The organism is Enterobacter sp. EC_50 (assembly GCF_019584525.1).
Classification (GTDB): Bacteria; Pseudomonadota; Gammaproteobacteria; order Enterobacterales; family Enterobacteriaceae; genus Enterobacter; species Enterobacter roggenkampii.
Map to the genome: position 1 here is coordinate 45,902 of NZ_VDAF01000014.1, position 18,075 is coordinate 63,976.

17 protein-coding genes are annotated in these 18,075 nt (G+C 56.9%); 8 read left to right on the forward strand and 9 right to left on the reverse strand.

What is annotated here, in order from left to right; all coding sequences use genetic code 11:
* Positions 1 to 4 precede the first annotated feature (4 nt).
* Positions 5 to 1,816 carry a phosphogluconate dehydratase gene (gene edd, locus FHC48_RS13145; RefSeq protein ID WP_059364230.1) on the forward strand — a complete coding sequence of 604 codons (1,812 nt, stop codon included), beginning with the start codon at positions 5 to 7 and terminating at the stop codon, positions 1,814 to 1,816.
* Positions 1,817 to 1,855: 39 nt separating this feature from the next.
* The gene (gene kdgA / locus FHC48_RS13150) at positions 1,856 to 2,497 is read left to right on the forward strand and encodes a bifunctional 4-hydroxy-2-oxoglutarate aldolase/2-dehydro-3-deoxy-phosphogluconate aldolase (protein ID WP_008500459.1); all 642 of its coding nucleotides are present in this window, start codon (positions 1,856 to 1,858) and stop codon (positions 2,495 to 2,497) included.
* 41 nt (positions 2,498 to 2,538) lie between these two features.
* On the opposite strand, the gene purT is transcribed toward kdgA, so the two are convergent.
* Positions 2,539 to 3,717, reverse strand: coding sequence for a formate-dependent phosphoribosylglycinamide formyltransferase (gene purT / locus FHC48_RS13155; RefSeq protein WP_059364229.1), 1,179 nt, complete (start codon positions 3,715 to 3,717; stop codon positions 2,539 to 2,541).
* A gap of 171 nt (positions 3,718 to 3,888) precedes the next feature.
* On the opposite strand from purT, the gene FHC48_RS13160 reads away from it, so the two are divergent.
* Together FHC48_RS13160 and ptrB are read left to right on the forward strand one after the other, a co-directional pair.
* Positions 3,889 to 4,539, forward strand: a complete 651-nt coding sequence (locus FHC48_RS13160; protein WP_021240435.1) for a tellurite resistance TerB family protein — start codon at positions 3,889 to 3,891, stop codon at positions 4,537 to 4,539.
* Positions 4,540 to 4,624: 85 nt separating this feature from the next.
* Positions 4,625 to 6,685 (forward strand): oligopeptidase B, encoded by a 2,061-nt coding sequence (ptrB, locus tag FHC48_RS13165; RefSeq protein WP_023293953.1) that lies wholly within the window; start codon positions 4,625 to 4,627, stop codon positions 6,683 to 6,685.
* Here the strand turns inward: ptrB and exoX are convergent.
* The 3 genes from exoX to FHC48_RS13180 all read right to left on the reverse strand — a co-directional run bounded on the left by exoX (position 6,682) and on the right by FHC48_RS13180 (position 8,360).
* Positions 6,682 to 7,344 (reverse strand): exodeoxyribonuclease X, encoded by a 663-nt coding sequence (exoX, locus tag FHC48_RS13170; protein WP_059364227.1) that lies wholly within the window; start codon positions 7,342 to 7,344, stop codon positions 6,682 to 6,684. The genes ptrB and exoX overlap by 4 nt on opposite strands.
* 24 nt (positions 7,345 to 7,368) lie before the next feature.
* Positions 7,369 to 8,019 carry a carbon-nitrogen hydrolase family protein gene (locus FHC48_RS13175; RefSeq protein WP_059364225.1) on the reverse strand — a complete coding sequence of 217 codons (651 nt, stop codon included), beginning with the start codon at positions 8,017 to 8,019 and terminating at the stop codon, positions 7,369 to 7,371.
* Positions 8,020 to 8,129: 110 nt separating this feature from the next.
* Complete coding sequence (locus FHC48_RS13180) at positions 8,130 to 8,360, reverse strand: DNA polymerase III subunit theta (protein ID WP_008500465.1); 231 nt, start codon at positions 8,358 to 8,360, stop codon at positions 8,130 to 8,132.
* 137 nt (positions 8,361 to 8,497) lie between these two features.
* Here FHC48_RS13180 and yobA point away from each other — a divergent pair, with 137 nt between their 5' ends.
* The 3 genes from yobA to FHC48_RS13195 are packed head-to-tail and all read left to right on the forward strand — an operon-like array spanning position 8,498 to position 10,095.
* Complete coding sequence (gene yobA, locus FHC48_RS13185) at positions 8,498 to 8,869, forward strand: CopC domain-containing protein YobA (protein ID WP_059364222.1); 372 nt, start codon at positions 8,498 to 8,500, stop codon at positions 8,867 to 8,869.
* A gap of 1 nt (position 8,870) precedes the next feature.
* Positions 8,871 to 9,740: a copper homeostasis membrane protein CopD gene (gene copD / locus FHC48_RS13190; RefSeq protein WP_059364221.1), complete on the forward strand. Its 870-nt coding sequence runs from the start codon at positions 8,871 to 8,873 to the stop codon at positions 9,738 to 9,740.
* Positions 9,741 to 9,756: 16 nt separating this feature from the next.
* The gene (locus FHC48_RS13195) at positions 9,757 to 10,095 is read left to right on the forward strand and encodes a YebY family protein (protein WP_008500468.1); all 339 of its coding nucleotides are present in this window, start codon (positions 9,757 to 9,759) and stop codon (positions 10,093 to 10,095) included.
* A 405-nt stretch (positions 10,096 to 10,500) separates the two neighbouring features.
* Here FHC48_RS13195 and FHC48_RS13200 read toward each other — a convergent pair whose 3' ends face one another.
* Positions 10,501 to 11,442, reverse strand: coding sequence for a VirK/YbjX family protein (locus FHC48_RS13200; RefSeq protein ID WP_045335029.1), 942 nt, complete (start codon positions 11,440 to 11,442; stop codon positions 10,501 to 10,503).
* 176 nt (positions 11,443 to 11,618) lie between these two features.
* Here FHC48_RS13200 and pphA point away from each other — a divergent pair, with 176 nt between their 5' ends.
* On the forward strand, positions 11,619 to 12,263 hold the full coding sequence (gene pphA, locus FHC48_RS13205; RefSeq protein ID WP_059364059.1) for a protein-serine/threonine phosphatase: 645 nt from the start codon (positions 11,619 to 11,621) through the stop codon (positions 12,261 to 12,263).
* Between the two features lie 34 nt (positions 12,264 to 12,297).
* Here the strand turns inward: pphA and FHC48_RS13210 are convergent, their stop codons facing one another.
* The 4 genes from FHC48_RS13210 to yebS all read right to left on the reverse strand — a co-directional run bounded on the left by FHC48_RS13210 (position 12,298) and on the right by yebS (position 18,049).
* Complete coding sequence (locus FHC48_RS13210; protein WP_008500472.1) at positions 12,298 to 12,537, reverse strand: YebV family protein; 240 nt, start codon at positions 12,535 to 12,537, stop codon at positions 12,298 to 12,300.
* A 106-nt stretch (positions 12,538 to 12,643) separates the two neighbouring features.
* Positions 12,644 to 14,086, reverse strand: a complete 1,443-nt coding sequence (gene rsmF, locus FHC48_RS13215; protein ID WP_055321132.1) for a 16S rRNA (cytosine(1407)-C(5))-methyltransferase RsmF — start codon at positions 14,084 to 14,086, stop codon at positions 12,644 to 12,646.
* A gap of 77 nt (positions 14,087 to 14,163) precedes the next feature.
* Positions 14,164 to 16,797, reverse strand: a complete 2,634-nt coding sequence (locus FHC48_RS13220) for a PqiB family protein (RefSeq protein WP_023325508.1) — start codon at positions 16,795 to 16,797, stop codon at positions 14,164 to 14,166.
* The gene (gene yebS / locus FHC48_RS13225) at positions 16,766 to 18,049 is read right to left on the reverse strand and encodes a membrane integrity lipid transport subunit YebS (protein ID WP_021240425.1); all 1,284 of its coding nucleotides are present in this window, start codon (positions 18,047 to 18,049) and stop codon (positions 16,766 to 16,768) included. Before yebS ends, FHC48_RS13220 begins: the two co-directional genes overlap by 32 nt.
* Positions 18,050 to 18,075: the final 26 nt, after the last annotated feature.

Consider the following 18,075-nt stretch of genomic DNA (forward strand, 5'->3'; position numbering starts at 1 on the left):
TTTTATGAATCCGACATTGTTACGCGTAACAAAGCGCATTATTGAGCGCTCGAAAGAGACCCGTTCGGCCTACCTCGCCCGGATTGAACAGGCGAAGAGCAACACCGTTCACCGTTCCCAGCTGGCCTGCGGTAACCTGGCGCACGGCTTCGCCGCCTGCCAGCCTGACGATAAAGCGTCGCTGAAAAGCATGTTGCGTAACAATATCGCCATCATTACCGCCTATAACGATATGCTCTCCGCGCACCAGCCCTATGAGGTTTACCCGGATATCATCCGTAAAGCGCTGCACAGCGTGAATGCGGTCGGCCAGGTGGCGGGGGGGGTACCCGCCATGTGCGACGGCGTGACGCAGGGTCAGGACGGTATGGAGCTCTCCCTGCTGAGCCGTGAAGTCATTGCCATGTCCGCGGCGGTGGGCCTGTCACACAACATGTTTGATGGCGCGCTCTATCTCGGCGTATGCGACAAGATTGTTCCGGGCCTGGTGATGGCCGCGCTGTCGTTTGGTCATCTGCCTGCGATCTTCGTGCCGTCGGGCCCAATGGCAAGCGGCCTGCCGAACAAAGAAAAAGTGCGCATTCGCCAGCTGTACGCGGAAGGAAAAGCAGATCGTCAGGCGCTGCTGGAAGCGGAAGCTGCATCCTACCACGCGCCGGGCACCTGTACGTTCTACGGTACCGCGAACACGAACCAGATGGTGGTGGAGTTTATGGGGATGCAGCTTCCGGGCTCGTCCTTTATCCAGCCGGATGCACCGCTGCGCAAGGCGCTGACCGAGGCCGCGGCCCGTCAGGTCACGCGTCTGACCGGAAACGGCAACGAATGGATGCCGATGGGCAAAATGGTCGACGAAAAAGTTATCGTCAACGGGATTGTCGCGCTGCTGGCCACCGGTGGTTCGACCAACCACACCATGCACCTGGTGGCCATGGCGCGTGCCGCGGGCATTCTGATTAACTGGGATGACTTCTCCGAGATCTCTTCCGTGGTGCCGTTGATGGCGCGCCTGTATCCGAACGGTCCGGCGGACATCAACCACTTCCAGGCCGCAGGCGGCGTACCGCTGCTCATGCGCGAGCTGCTGAAGGGCGGTCTGCTGCATGAAGATGTTAACACCGTAGCGGGCTTTGGCCTGCAGCGCTACACCCAGGAGCCATGGCTGAACAACGGCGAGCTGGACTGGCGCGAAGGGGCGACCGCATCTCTTGATGCGCAGGTTATCGCCACCATCGACAAACCTTTCTCTCCTCACGGTGGCACCAAGGTGCTGAGCGGTAACCTTGGTCGCGCGGTAATGAAGACCTCTGCCGTACCGGAAGAGAATCAGATTATCGAAGCGCCAGCGGTGGTATTTGAAAGCCAGCACGACGTATTACCTGCCTTTGACGCCGGTCTGCTCGACAAAGACTGCGTGGTAGTGGTGCGTCATCAGGGGCCTAAAGCCAACGGGATGCCAGAATTACATAAACTTATGCCACCACTTGGTGTATTATTGGACCGCCGTTTCAAAATTGCACTGGTGACCGATGGACGCCTCTCTGGCGCCTCAGGTAAAGTGCCATCAGCTATCCACGTGACGCCGGAAGCGTACGACGGCGGCCTGCTGGCGAAAGTGCGTGACGGTGACATGATCCGCGTTAACGGTCAGACAGGCGAGTTAACCCTGCTGGTGGATGACGCCGAGCTGGCGGCACGTCAGCCCCATATTCCTGACCTGAGCGCGTCGCGCGTGGGAACAGGACGCGAAATGTTTGGCGCACTGCGTAAGAACCTCTCCGGTGCTGAGCAGGGCGCAACCTGTATTACGTTTTAAGACGACTTGATTTTAACGATCTGGCGAGAGAAGACTCTGATGAAAAACTGGAAAACAAGTGCAGAAGCAATCCTGACCACTGGCCCTGTCGTGCCGGTTATCGTGGTAAACAAGCTGGAGCACGCTGTACCGATGGCGAAAGCGCTGGTTGCGGGCGGCGTTCGCGTTCTGGAAGTGACACTGCGTACCGCCTGCGCGATGGATGCCATTCGCGCGATTGCCAAAGAAGTGCCGGACGCCATTATCGGTGCGGGTACCGTAACGAACGCAAAACAGCTGGCTGAAGTGACCGAAGCGGGCGCACAGTTTGCCATCAGCCCGGGCCTGACCGAGTCGCTGCTGAAAGCCGCGACCGAAGGTACTATTCCGCTTATCCCGGGCATCAGCACCGTTTCTGAACTGATGCTGGGCATGGACTACGGTCTGAAAGAGTTCAAATTCTTCCCGGCGGAAGCGAACGGCGGCACCAAAGCGCTGCAGGCCATTGCCGGTCCATTCTCTCAGGTACGCTTCTGCCCGACGGGCGGTATCTCTCCAGCCAACTACCGTGACTACCTGGCGCTGAAAAGCGTGCTTTGCATCGGTGGCTCATGGCTGGTTCCGGCGGATGCCCTGGAAGCGGGCGACTGGGATCGCATCACCAAACTGGCTCGCGAAGCGGTAGAAGGCGCGAAGCAGTAAGTCATTCGCTGCATGAAAAACGGGCCTTTCGGCCCGTTTTTTTATCCCGTTACCTTAACGCTTGATGCGGCCGCTTTCGCTCTCGCCACGGCGTCATCAACGTTATCTCCTGTGGCTAACGCCACGCCAAGACGACGGGTTCCGTCGATCTCCGGCTTGCCGAACAAACGGACCTGCAACCCGGCACCCACCGCCGCGTCAACGTTATCAAACGTAACGTTCTGGCTGGTTAGCTGCGGCAGGATCACCGCCGAGGCGGCCGGGCCGTACTGACGGATACCGCCGACGGGCAGGCCGAGGAAGGCGCGCACGTGCAGGGCGAACTCGGAGAGATCCTGCGAAATCAGCGTGACCATGCCGGTGTCATGCGGGCGAGGGGAGACTTCGCTGAAGATCACCTCATCGCCGCACACAAACAGCTCCACGCCAAACAGGCCATAGCCGCCCAGCGCCAGGACGGTTTTACGGGCGATCGCCTGCGCACGCTCCAGCGCCAGGGCGCTCATCTGCTGCGGCTGCCAGGATTCGCGGTAATCGCCATCTTCCTGGCGGTGGCCAATCGGGTCGCAGAAATGGACGCCGTCAACGGCGCTGACGGTCAGCAGGGTGATCTCGAAATCAAACTTCACCACCCCTTCAACGATCACGCGACCGGCGCCTGCGCGGCCACCCTGCTGGGCATACTCCCACGCCTTGTCCAGCGTGCTGCTGTCGCGGATAAAGCTCTGTCCTTTACCGGAAGAGCTCATCACCGGCTTAACGATGCACGGGTAACCAATCTCCTCTACGGCCTGCAGGAATGCGGCCTTATCGCCAGCAAAACGATAGCTCGACGTGGGCAACCCGAGCTCTTCTGCCGCCAGACGACGAATGCCTTCGCGGTTCATGGTCAGCTTTGCGGCTTTCGCGCAGGGCACCACGCGCTGGCCTTCCTGCTCAAGCGCAATCAGCGTATCGGTGGCGATGGCTTCAATTTCCGGTACAACGAAATCAGGCTTCTCGCGTGAAATCAGCTCACGAAGGGCATCGCCGTCCAGCATGTTAATCACATAAGAACGATGGGCGACGTGCATGGCGGGTGCATCGGCGTAGCGGTCTACGGCAATGACTTCCACGCCTAAACGCTGGCACTCAATGGCGACCTCTTTTCCCAGCTCGCCCGATCCCAACAGCATCACTCGCGTCGCCGCAGGTCGCAGCGCGGTTCCTAAACGAATCATAACAATCCCCCTGAAAAAGTTGCGGGCAGTATAAACGAAAACGTTTGCGTCTGTCTTGTGCACGGCCAGGTGAGGGGAGAAGAAATTTGCGCTTCTTTAGCCCGTCCAGACATTTCCTGACGCCTGCTCGCTTACGCTGTGGAACATGTTCACCGTTAAGTGAGGGAAACCATGTCTGGCTGGCTAAATCAATTGCAATCACTGTTAGGGCAGAAAACGTCGTCTTCCGGCGAGCGGGATCTCAGCAAACTACTGGTGCCCGGGGCGCTCGGCGGGCTGGCAGGCCTGCTGGTCGCGAATAAATCCTCGCGCAAGCTGCTGGCAAAGTACGGGACAGGCGCGCTGCTGGCCGGTGGGGGCGCCATTGCGGGCACCGTCCTGTGGAATAAATACAAGGACAGGGTCCGGACCGCGCACAGCGATGAACCGCACTACGGCGAGCACACCTCGCCGCTGGATCTGCGTACCGAAAGGCTCATTCTTGCGCTGGTTTTTGCCGCGAAAAGTGACGGACATATCGACGATAAGGAACGGCTGGCGATCGAACAGCAGCTGCGCGAAGCCGGCGTCGAAGAGAAGGGCAGAGCGCTGGTGGCGCAGGCCATCGAACAGCCCCTGGATCCGCAGCGTCTGGCGCAAAGCGTGAAAAATGAGGAAGAGGCGCTTGAACTCTATTTCCTCAGCTGTGCCGCCATCGATATCGATCACTTTATGGAGCGCAGCTACCTGAATGCGCTTGGCGACGCGCTGAAGATCCCGCAGGACGTGCGTGAGGGCATTGAGCGGGATATCCGGGAACAAAAACAGGCGTTACAGGGATAGTTCTCGCCGTTGCGACCCGGTTTCGCTTGCATCATGCGTGGGTTTTGCCAACCTTATAGGGTGTAAAACGAAAAAGAATGACGACATGCCACCGAAAGCCCGACGTATACCTTATGCGATCACCACGCATGGCGATACGCGTATAGACAACTATTACTGGCTACGGGACGACTCGCGCTCCCGGCCAGAGGTGCTCGACTACCTGCACGAGGAAAACGACTATGGCCGCAAGGTCATGTCCAGCCAGCAGACGCTTCAGGACCAGCTGCTGAATGAAATGGTGCAGCGTATTCCACAGCGCGATATCTCCGCGCCCTGGACCAAAAATGGCTATCGCTATCGCCATATTTATGAGCCCGGCAACGAGTATCCCATCTACCAGCGTCAGTCGGTCCTGAGCGCCGAATGGGATGCGTGGGATATTCTGCTGGATGCCAATCAGCGCGCGGCCCACAGCGAGTTTTATACTCTGGGCGGCATGTCCATTTCGCCGGATAACGCGGTGATGGCGCTGGCGGAGGATTATCTCTCCCGTCGCCAGTACGGCCTGCGTTTTCGCAACCTGGACACCGGCAACTGGTATCCGGAAATGCTGGAAAACGTCTCCCCGGATTTTGTCTGGGCGAATGATTCCGAGACGGTGTACTACGTCAAAAAGCACGCCTCTACGCTGCTGCCCTATCAGGTATGGCGGCATACCATCGGAACGGACTCCGCAGACGACGAGCTGGTCTATGAAGAGAAAGACGAAACGTTTTATGTCAGCCTGCATAAAACCTCTTCGCGCCACTATGTCATTATCTTCCTGGCCAGCGCCACGACGTCGGAAGTCCTGCTGCTGGATGCCGAACTGCCCGACGCCCAGCCGCTCTGTTTCCTGCCGCGCCGAAAGGATCATGAATACAGCCTGGATCACTTCCAGCACAGCTTTTATCTGCGCTCGAATCGCGAGGGTAAAAACTTTGGCCTCTATAAAACCAAAGTGCGCGATGAGCGCAAGTGGGAGGTGCTTATCCCCGCGCGGGATCAGGTGATGCTGGAAGGGTTTACCCTGTTCACCGACTGGCTGGTGGTGGAGGAGCGCCAGCGCGGGCTGACCAGCATCCGGCAAATCAACCGCAAAACGCGGGAAGTGGTGGGGATCGCGTTCGACGACCCGGCCTATGTGACGTGGATTGGGTTCAATCCCGAACCCGAATCATCGCGGCTGCGCTACGGCTACTCATCCATGACCACACCGGACACCCTGTTTGAGCTGGACATGGATACCGGGCAGCGTCAGGTGATAAAGCAGACCGAGGTTAAAGGGTTTGAGTCCGAAAACTACCGCAGCGAGCACCTGTGGGTCACCGCCCGGGATGGCGTCGAGGTCCCCGTCTCGCTTGTCTATCACAAAGCCCATTTCCAGAAAGGCAAAAACCCGATCCTGGTGTACGGCTACGGCTCCTACGGCTCCAGCATGGATGCTGATTTCAGCAGCAGCCGTTTAAGCCTGCTCGACCGCGGCTTTGTTTTCGCCATCGCCCATATTCGCGGCGGCGGTGAGCTGGGGCAGCACTGGTATGAGGACGGGAAATTCCTGAAAAAGAAAAACACCTTCAATGACTACCTCGACGTCTGCGATGCGCTGATTGATCAGGGCTATGGCGATCCGAAACTCTGCTTTGGCATGGGCGGCAGCGCGGGCGGCATGCTGATGGGAGCGGTTATCAACCAGCGTCCCGAACGCTTTAAGGGGATTGTCGCGCAGGTGCCGTTTGTCGATGTGGTGACGACCATGCTCGATGAATCCATTCCGCTGACGACCGGGGAGTTTGAAGAGTGGGGGAATCCGCAGGATGAGATTTACTACCGCTATATGAAAACGTACAGCCCTTACGATAACGTCGAGGCGAAAGCCTATCCCCACATGCTGGTCACCACCGGTCTGCATGATTCTCAGGTGCAGTACTGGGAGCCGGCAAAATGGGTGGCGAAACTGCGGGAGCTGAAAACCGACGACAACCTGCTGCTGCTGTGTACCGACATGGATTCCGGACACGGCGGGAAATCGGGACGATTTAAATCGTATGAAGGGGTGGCGCTGGAGTATGCCTTCCTGATTGGCCTGGCGCAGGAGACGCTGCCAGGCCGTGCAGAGCGTTAAGCTTCGCCCAGATAGTGCTTTAGCGTCAGGCGCAGTTCCGGGCTCATTTTGTCAAGGTTGTTATACAGCCAGCGCAAATAGCCCGGGTCTTTATCCGCAATATCCGACACCGATCTGCCCCGGTATTTACCAAAGGTAAACGTGGTCAGCAGTGCGGGACGGCCGGTGATGGTCGCCATATCATCCGGCGTCCAGCCAGAGGTATTCATGATATCAATCAGTAGCGCGGCGGTGATATAGCAGTCATACAGGGCCCGGTGATGATGAAGCCCCTCAGGCGTGCGGACGCTGAGCTTGCGGGACTTGTACAGCGCCATGTTGCTGTATTTAATGCCCGGCCAGAGGCGACGCGCCAGCTTCATGGTACAAATCCACTCCCCGGGCATCTCCGGCAGCACGCGGCGGTCAAAGCTGGCGTTATGCGCGACGTACCACGGGCTACCGTAATAGTGGGGAATAACGTCTTCGATCCACGGTTTATCCGCCACCATCGATTCGGTAATGCGATGGATAGCCATCGCCTGAGGGCTGATGGGGCGATCGGGACGCACCAGATGGCTCATTGGGTTGACGATTTTTCCGTCAATCACGTCGACAGAGGCCACTTCCACTATTCCGCCCTGAAGATCGCAAGTTTCGGTATCGATGACGCGCAGCATTGAACACTCCTGAGCTTAAAACGCCTAGCCTAAAGGAATGATATCGCCTTGCCAACCCTGTCTGCCGAGCGTGCCGGTCAACAGCAGCTCGCCCTTATCCGCGCGAACGATCAGTTGGCCTTTTTCATCCCATAGCGCGCTACCGCCGCAGGCGTTCGCCATCAGCACCGCTATGGCATATTTATGCGCGAAGCGCTGCAGGGTACTGATGGACTGCCGCCAGCGGTTATCCTCCACTGACTGACAGCTGGTAAACAGCGACGCTCTGGGATCGAGATTGGGGGAATCGGCATGCGCATCAATAATGCTGAGCTGTTTCTCTCCCGGCACCAGGCTGGCTCCGCCACCTTGCGGGTAGCGAAGGATGCGTTGACGAGCGGGGGTGAAGAGCGCGAGACCTTTCTGGCGCTGACCATCCCGCTCCACGGGGAGCCCGGCAATCACGGTTATTCGGTAACGATGCGCCGCGTCGAGCAGCGGTTCCAGCTGGGCGTCGCCGGGTGGGAGAGGTAACGTCGTCGTTCCCGAGCCTGTTAATGACAGTTCAGGAAACACCAGCAGATCGCACCCCTGCCGTGCTGCTTCGGCGATGAAGCGCAGGTGGTGCGTGATATGGTCATCGACACTCTGATGCTGCCCGCTATACTGGGCCGCCGCTATATTCCAATGTGACATCGTGACTTCCTTATACACTGAGTCGCAGGGATTTAAGAATACACCTAAATTTATCAGGGTTTTCTTATCCTGCCAGATTCAGCGTAAGGAAGTGTAACAGCTCGTTAAGCTTATTTAACTTTAGGTTCGTACGGTAAACGGGAGAGGTTGACCGAGGCGAGACGGTGGGCGATGAGTCTTTCGCGAAACCAGTCGCGCAGATGGGCGGGCTGTTCCCGTTCAACGACTTCAGCCACGACAGGCATGTTGTAACGCTCTTTAAACGCGACGCCAGCGGCAGCGAGATCGACATTCACTTTATCCATCTCGTCCTGTGGAAGGGCGGCCAGATTGATCTTCATTACCTTCTCCTTTTTATGCGGCGGCAACGTTACCGCGATTGCACGACGATGACAAGCGGAGGCAGGATGATCCTCGACTCGTTTATTATACAGCGTTATTCTTTAGCATACAGACATAACAAAAAGGAATGATTGCGATGGGTTTCTCCGCTTCCCGCGCGGTATGCGCACTGGTTTTTCTGGCCTCTACAATGATGGCCCCCTCCGTGCTGGCGCATGCGCACCTTAAGCAGCCGATCCCGGCAGCGGACAGCGTGGTGAGCGCTCCGCAGGCACTGACGCTGAATTTTTCAGAAGGCATCGAACCGGGATTTAGCGGTGTGGTGGTGACAGATGCGCAAAAGCAGGTCATCAAAACGGGAACCGCCACGCGCGACGAAAAGAACAAGGCGCAGCTCACCGTTCCGCTGGACCAAACGCTGACGCCAGGGACGTACCAGGTAGACTGGCATGTCGTCTCGGTAGACGGTCATAAAACCAAAGGTAGCTATCACTTTAGCGTGAAATAGCATGCTGGCGCTGTGTTATATCGGGTTGCGCTTTATCCATTTCGGGGCGCTGATGCTGATTTTTGGCAACGCGCTTTACAGCGTCTGGTTTGCGCCTTCCTCTCTCCAGCGGCTGATGTCCCGACGTTTCCAGCTGCAGCAGACAGTGGCGGCTTTTGTGAGCCTGGCGGCTGCACTCCTGATGTTTATGCTTCAGGGCGGGCAGATGGGTAACGGTTGGGGCGATGTATTTGCCCCACAGGTCTGGTCCGGCGTAATGAGGACACAGTTTGGCGGCGTCTGGCTGTGGCAAATGATTCTCGCTGCGATGACGGTCGCTGCAGCATGGCTCGCGCCGCTGAAGGGTTCGCGGCTGCTGCTGCTCGCCATGGGGCAGCTTATCCTGCTGGCGGGGGTAGGGCACGCGGCGATGAACGACGGTCCGATGGGGGCGCTGCAGCGCCTTAATCACGCTTTTCACCTGATCTGTGCTGCTACCTGGCTTGGCGGATTACTGCCCCTGCTGTTCTGCATGCGTCTGGCGAAAGGGCGCTGGCAGAATGCCGCCATCTATACCATGATGCGCTTCTCGCGCGTGGGCCATTATGCGGTCGCGGGCGTGCTGCTCAGCGGAGCGAACAATGCACTCATGATACTGGGCGTCCATATTCCCTGGCAGGCTGACTACGTGCAGTTTTTGTTGTTCAAATGTGCGCTGGTGGCGTTGATGGTGGTAATTGCGCTGGCAAATCGGTATTTTCTGGTGCCACGGTTTCGTCCGGAGACCGGGCGAGCACAACAGATTTTTATCAGGATGACACAGGCAGAAGTGGTGCTGGGGGCGCTGGTACTGGCAACGGTCAGTCTGTTCGCCACCTGGGAACCCTTCTGACAAGGTTAAATATCATATGAAAAAGACAGTACTTTCTCTCATATTGCTGGCCTGCACGGGGAGCGCGTTTGCCGCACCGCAGGTTATCACCGTCAGCCGTTTTGAAGTGGGTAAGGATAAATGGGCGTTCAACCGCGAAGAGGTGATGCTGACCTGCCGTCCGGGCCATGCGCTGTATGCCATCAACCCGAGCACGCTGGTGCAATACCCGTTAAATGAAACCGCCGAGCAGCAGGTGGCCAGCGGAAAGAGCAGCGGCCAGCCGATTAGCATCATTCAGATCGATGACCCGGCGAATCCGGGACAGAAAATGAGTCTGGCCCCGTTTATCGAGCGCGCCGACAAGCTCTGCTAACGTTCAGGTTTCCAATAAAAAACCGCAGATGCTTGCGAAAGCACTGCGGTTTTTCACATTTTATGATGCTCTGGCGCTTTTTTTCCGACCGCTTTAGCTGTGGACTGGAAAACCTGGCGTCGTCATCTATTCTTAAAAGGCAAGGCGACTTAGCCTGCATTAATGCCAACTTTTAGCGCACGGCTCTCTCCCAAGAGCCATTTCCCTGGACCGAATACAGGAATCGTATTCGGTCTCTTTTTATCTGCATGAAAGTAAAAGACTAATCCTTTTGTTGTCTCACTTCTGCAGCGCACGTCCTATACGTCTGGTTAAAACATAACACACTACGGCATGCTGTAGTCCAGCCCTTTTTGCCTGTTTTGTTAAATTTTCGTGTGCAATTCAGTAAAGCGCGTGCGGGGTCTAAAAGTACGACCTAACAGACGCTTCGATTTCATCAAGCAGCTCAAAGCGACGGCGGTATTCAGCGCGTTTTTTACTGGCAATTTCTTCAAGGGATTTGCGCTCCATATGCAGCGGGAGCTGCCAACTGAAGGTCGAGCGTTTTTGACCGTCAATAGAAGCCCAAAACTCGTCGTAGCTGGCATGGAAATGACGACCTTTACTCAGACGATAGCGCAGCGCGCGGAAGATATGCCCTTCATCGCTGACTGCGTAAATGGCTTTCATGCCGGAGAGGGTTGCAAGCTGGAAAAGCACTTCCATCAACACGCGTTTCGGGAAAAGACCATGGCAGGCACGGGTCGCCTGTTTGATTACATCGCGGGATACGCTGCGGCGCGGGCCCTGAAGACCCCCAATCACCAGCGCATATTCTCCGTTTTCACGCGTAACGCAAAACGTCACGCTCGCAAGCAGGGTATTTTCGTTATCACGCAGCCACAGCGTACACTCGCCCTCACGCTCTGCTTTACTTGCGTTCATGGCATTAACGTTATAGCTCACGCCATCTTTAGCATGAAACTCAACAATGGATTGTTCTTGCGGCCCGGTTAAGGCGGCGATTAGCCCGGCATCTCTCAGGGAGTCAATCCACTGATAATGGGTGATGATGGCATTGGCCCGTGCGTTGGCATTCATCCCCCGCATGAGATACTGGCGATGCGTTTTGCTCGGCAGGGTGATTTGCGAAGCCAGCAGCTGGTCGAAATCGTTGCGGCGAGCCAGTGCATCGAGCATGCGATGCGTGGAAGACCAGAACAGCAGTGAACGTAACAGAAATTTGAGACGGTACTCGCGTTTTTGCCAGATAGGACCTGGAACGAGTTTACCTTTCACCAGTGCGGAAATGATATGGGTACGATGCGAATGTGGCGCATCTTCTTGCAGGCGCTTATTTGACACGGAAAGACCTCAAAGTTTATGCAATGCATATTTTAGGGGCATGCAAAAGTGTATTAATACTGGTGAAATATTTATTTATCCTTAGTTTACTGTTTGTTTAACTTTATGAAAAGCGCTCCAGCGGAGCTTCCCTGCGCATATGCTAGCTGCAGCTACACTCTCTTGTGGGAGGTTCTATGTATGGGCGAATAGATGGTCGAAAGTGGCGTCACGTCTGGGTGGTCAGCGATATACATGGCTGTTATCAGCGGCTTATGGATGAGCTTAAACGCCGTCATTTTAATCCGTATGAGGATTTGCTTATTTCCGTTGGGGATATGATCGATCGCGGTCCGGACAGCGTTAAATCATTACAGCTTATCAATGAAAAATGGTTTCGTGCCGTCCGGGGCAACCATGAGCAAATGGCGCTCGACAGTCTGGATAATAACGATTTTTCACTCTGGACAATGAATGGCGGAATATGGTTCAGGCAACTTGAACGGGACCAGCAACAGCTTGCGCTATCGTTGCTCGAGGCCTGTCACGATTTACCGCATATCATCGAGATAACCTGTGCGAACGGTCTGAACGTGATTGCCCATGCGGATTATCCGGCAGCGGAATACCGCTGGCAAAAACCGGTGAGCGCCCAGCGCGTTTTATGGGATCGCGATCGGTTGACGGGGTTTATGGTGGGTAAAGGGCAGGGCATCAGCGGTGCGGATCATTTCTGGTTCGGACATACGCCCGTCGACAGAAGGTATGATTTTGACAATCTCCACTACATTGATACGGGCGCCGTATTTGACGGTTACTTTACGCTGGCGCAGCTGCAGTAATAAATAACCCGCCTTCGGGCGGGTTCTCTTTAGGTCAGGCAAGACGCATGACCCAGGCATCGGTTTTACTATCGTAATGCTCACGGTAAAGAACAGAATGTTCGCCATCAAGTATTGCCGGGACGCTGGTGTCTGCATCCCATGCATCGAGCTGCATGCACAAATCCGGGTCGGATTTGCAGGGAATACTTAACGTTCGATCGCCTTGCGCTTCGCCGCGCAGTTCTGCGTCGTCGATCTCAAAAGCGCCAATACGCACGCTGGTTTTCGTCATAGTGCTCTCCGGGTCGGTTGTCAAAATCTGGTATGACCAGTACGGCCACCCATTTTTGATCGTAGACAAGGAGAGCAAAATCGCCAGTAAAAAAATGCGCTTTTTTTCAGGCCGTGCGATCGTTACCGGTAAACAGTCGTCCATCCCGGACCAGCTCGCGCGGATAGCTGTTTTTCAGTCGTGAACCGACTTTTTTTGCCAGCCCGAGCGGGTATCCCTGATACGTCACGATCACTTCATCGCCTGATGGCGTGCTGTCAGGATAGACATCGCGACCACGGTACCACTCTTCGGCTTCCTGATGCGTAAGGGCAAAGGCATTCTCGTGCCCGGCAAGGGCGATGACGGCCTCATGCTGCCAGCGATAGCCTTTATTATGCACTTCCGCGAGGCGGATCCCGATTCGGGAAAAACGGATCTTTCCGATGAGCGGTTCGATCTCAGCCGGGAACAGCCATACCTCTTTATCACGGATCCAGAGGTGCAGGCTCTCATCCCAGACCAGGCCAATTTTTTCGGCGGCGGCGACAAGCTGTGCTGCATCGCGACCTTTGAGGGGGGCAAACGGGAAGTTGCCGACCTTGAATTTGGGGGCGGGCAGGGGAGCAACCGCCTGCGTTTTACGCAGACGTGCCACAAAGAAGCCTTCGCAGTCGTAAATCTGCGGGAATACGTGGAGGAAACCCTCCGGCGTAATCGCCTCCTGTGCTGAGACAAACAGATCGTTAAGCGGCAGGAATTCGACCGCATCCGGGTATTGCGCTTTCAGCCACAGGCAAACGTCTTCGTTTTCATCGCGGTTTAAGGTGCACGTTGAATAGACCAGCGTGCCGCCTGGGCGAAGGGCATGGAATGCGCTCTCGATCAGCTCCCGCTGCGTGGCGGCGATCTCAAGGTTGCTTTCCACGGACCAGTTCTTTAACGCATCGGGATCTTTACGCACCACCCCTTCGCCGGAGCAGGGAGCGTCCAGCAGAATGGCGTCGAAGGCTTCCGGCAGGGCGGCGCCAAACACGCGGCCGTCGAAGTGCGTCAGGGCAACGTTATGAATACCGCAGCGGCTGATGTTGGCATGCAATACCTTCACGCGGCTGGCGGAAAACTCGTTGGCGAGGATCGCGCCGCGGTTACCCATACGGGCGGCAATCTGCGTTGTTTTTGAGCCGGGCGCCGCGGCCACATCCATCACGCGCTCGGGGGCATTGCCCTCTGCAAACAGGGCCGCCACCGGCAGCATCGAGCTGGCTTCCTGGATATAGAACAGGCCGCTCAGATGTTCCGCGGTGCTTCCCAGCGGCACGGCGTCTTCGTCATCGCGCTCGATCCAGAACCCCTCAGCGCACCACGGTACCGGCGTAAGCTGCCAGCTGTAGGGCGCGACCAGCGCCAGAAAATCCGCGACGCTGATTTTCAGCGTGTTGACGCGAATACTGCGGCGTAACGGACGCTGGCAGGCGGCGATAAAATCGTCTAACGACAGGTGAGAAGGAAGCGCCTCGCGCATCTGCGCCAGGAATTGTTCAGGAAGAAATACGGAGTTTTGAGCCACGGGCACACCACAGGGAAAAGTTCAGGTGCGCAGTGTAACATAAAGGCTCCGGTGCGTTGACACCGGAGCCTTGCAGATTAACGCGGCAGGGCGGTTCCCCATTCGCGCCACTCTTTCGGTTCGCTTTCGAGCAGCAGGAAATGTTTACCCGGTTGCGCTTTCGGCGCCAGCGGCGTCCCCGGCGGTGTGGCAAACGCAATACCACCGCGAATGAACTGGTTGAAGGTCCCGGTTTTCACCACGCCTCCCGTCAGGCCGAAGTCCAGCGAGTAGCCGGATGCCAGCCAGAACACCGAGTTATTACGCACCAGGTGCTGGTAGCGTTCGCTGATGCGTAGCGCCACCATCACGCGGTCGGAGAGCGTCCCGAGCGTCAGGCCCGTGACCGTACCGACCTCAATGCCGCGGAACAGCACAGGGGTGCCGATGCTCAGCGAGCCGGCTTCCGGCACTTCCACCACGATGCTCAGGCCACCAAGGTAGCGCGAGTCGGTGATCGTGGCTTCCTGCAGCTCGAAATCACGACGGGCATTGCCCTGGCCGGGCTCAACGTTGATGTACGGCTGCAAAATGGTGTCGAGATGCTCAACGCCTGCGGCCGAGATCTGCGGTGTCACCACCGAGAAGCGCGAACCCGCGCGCGCAAAGGTCTGCACATATTCCGGGTAGAGCACGGCGGTAGCCTGCACCTCGTTACGCGAGGTGATCAGCGTCAGCTTCTGGATCTGCCCGATATCAATGCCCAGGTAGCGGATGGGCATGCCTTCCGCCAGCTTACCGGCATCAAACGCGTGCAGGGTAATCTGCCCGCCCACGGCGCGTGCGGCGGTCTCGGACGGGAAGAGAATTCGCTTATCGCCTTTACGCAGGTTCGCGCCCGCTCCGCTGAGGTTATCGAAGCTAATCGCCCCGCGCAGCGCGCGTGACAGCGGAGAGGCCTGTACGGTCAGTCCATTACCGTTCAGCTGCACTTTCGCGCCGCCTTCAGCCCAGAAGACGCTGTTCGGCGTCAGCAGCTTGCGGTACTCCGGCTTAATGTGCAGTTCGATATCAAAGGCGTCGGCACGCGGGCGAACGGTGATCACTTCCCCGACTTCAAACTTGCGATACAGCACCACGGAGCCCGCCTGAACGTCCGGCAGGGTCTCGGCGCTTAACGTCAGCGTGGTGGTAGGAAGATCGCTCAGGCTGTTTTCAATCGCTTTCTCAAGGTTGGCATACAGCGGGTAGCTGTCGCGCACGGGGCCTTTATCCCCCGGCAAAATACGGATGCCGCCGTTCACCCATTCGCTGGCGCTGGCGCCGAGAAACTCCACGCCGTCCAGTCCTACCTTCACGTCGACGCGACTGTTCACCACGAATTTACTGTCGCCATGTACCAGGTCTCTGTATTGCGGGTCGATGGCAACGGAGAATTGCACCCCATCCGCGGAGAGCTTGCGCTCCAGCACCTGTCCCACCTGCACGCCGTGTAAAATCAACGGCTGACCGGCTTCAATCCCATAGCTTTCTGGCGCATTGAGCGTAACCGTCACGACGCCCGGCTTTTGCAGCAGGGCTTTATCCGCCGGGGCAATCACGAAGCTATTGCTGGGCTGACCTTCCCCGGGGATCAGCTCAAAGGTATTGCCGGTCAGCAGCGTGCTGAGGCTGGTATCGTTCAGGGAGATCTTTGGACTGCGCATTTCGATGCGTGTTTTCTCGCGCAGGAGATCGACCACGCTCGGATCGACCGTCATTTCGCCAGTGACCGATCCGCCCGGGTTGAGCGTCATTTTGGTGAGCTGGCCGACCTGCAGACCCTGATACATCAGCGGCGTTGAACCCGCTTTTAGTCCTTTAGCATCGGGAAGGGCGAGTTTGACAATCACGCCGCGCTGGCTGTGCGCCAGATCGGCGTACAATCCGAACGTGTCATCAGCCGTGGCAGGGCTTGAGTTTTCCGGGGAGTCAAAGGCGATGGCGCCGTTCACCAGTGCGGCCAGACTCTCCAGCTTCACTTTTGCACCGCTCAGGCTGAGGTCGGCATCCACGCCGGACACGTTCCAGAAGCGGCTGCCCTTTTTCACCAGATTGGTGAAGCGGCGCTCGATTAGCACATCAATGGTGACGCCCTGTTTATTCGGGTTAATCGCGTAGTCATACACGCGGCCAACCGGGATCTTACGGAAATAGACCAGGGAGCCGCTGTTCAGGGAACCGAGGTCCGGCGCCTGGAGATGAATCATCAAATCGCCGTTATTGAGGCGGTATTTGGGCTGCGTATCCAGAGCCACAAAGTGATCCTGCGGTTCGCCTTTGCCGGGCATCATGCCGATATAGTTACCGCCGACGAGCGCATCCAGACCGGAAACACCGGCCAGCGAGGCTTTTGGCGTCACCAGCCAGAACTGCGTTTCGCTGCGCAGGGCATCCTGCATGTCAGATTTAATGCTGACCCGCACCTGAATCTTATTCAGCCCTTTTCCAAGGGAGATATCCTGAACCGTACCCACTTCAACCCCCTGGAAGCGTACGGGGGTTCGCCCGGCGACGATGCCGTCGGCGGTCTGGAAGTCAATGGTGACGGTACTGCCGCGATCCTCATAGCTTGTCCAGATAAGCCAGCCTGCAATCATCAGGGCGATGACGGGCAGCAACCAGAATGGCGAAATGCGGCGTTTTGTTTTAATTCTCGCTTCAGTCGGCGAAGCGGGGGTTTCCTGACTCATGTGCATCCCAAAGTAAGCGGCTATCCAGCCATTCCACAGCAAGAATAGTCAATATCACCGCAGAGCCGAAATAAAAAGCCGCGGGTCCCATTGTAAAAGCAAGTAACTGATCGCGATTGATGAGCGACATCATCAGCGAAATCACGAACAGATCTAACATTGACCAGCGGCCAATCCAGGTGACGAATCGCAGAAGCAAAATGCGGGTCCGTAAACCTTGTTCACACTTTAAGTGAATGCTGATGAGCAGGGTAATCATCACCACCACTTTGGTAAAGGGAACCAGGATACTGGCAATAAAGACGATTGCCGCCACCCCGACATTGCTGTGCGCAAGGGAGATAATCCCGGAAAGGATAGTATCCTCCTGACGTCCACCATTCACGTAAATGATGGAAATCGGCAGCATATTGGCGGGGATCAGAAACACCAGGGAGGCGATCAGCGCCGCCCAGCATTTTTGCAGGCTGTTATTGCGCCGCAGTCTCAACGGAATGTGGCACCGCGGGCAGCGTCCGCGCGTGTCGGGTAACCCGGTATAGTGGCAACCCAGACAGACGCGCAGATTTTCATCGGGACGCGTGGCGGGGCGCTGAGGGTAGAATCGCTCCCAGAGCTGCTCAACGTTCAGGTGGATCAGCGTCAGGATGCTCAGCAATACCAGACAGATGAAGGCAAAGAGTCCGACGCCGGGCTGCAAAAAGGCGTAGTCCTGCACCTTTATTGACGCAACCCCCACGCCGACCAGATAAATATCCAGCATGACCCACTCTTTGAGCTTGTCCAGCATCAGCAGCACCGGGCGAAGGTTCATGCCAAGAATATTGCCAAACCAGAGATAGGCAATGGCGGCAACCAGCACCAGGGGTGCGCCGACGGTGCAGAACAGCACCATCGCGGCGGTGATGGGATCGCCCTGACGGGTCATCTGCCAGATGCCCTGCAGCACGTTGGCGTCAATGCGCACGCCGAGCAGGTAGAGTTTTAGCAGCGGCTCACTCCAGGCGAAGGGCATCAGCAGCAGCATGGTAACGGCCATGGCGGCGAGGCGGGTCAACGACCAGTCGCGGCCATCGCGAATTTTGGCGTCACAGCGGGGACAGAAGGCACTTTGGTGCGATTTCATCTTCGGCAACATAAAAAGCGTATCGCACTGGGGGCAACGCTGATAATGTGCACGAGGCAAAGCTTCGCTTACCGTATGGACAGTTATCTTTCTTGTCGGCGTAATTTTGGTTGTTTTTAAGGCCATCAGCTGCGCACAAATAAGTATTGTTG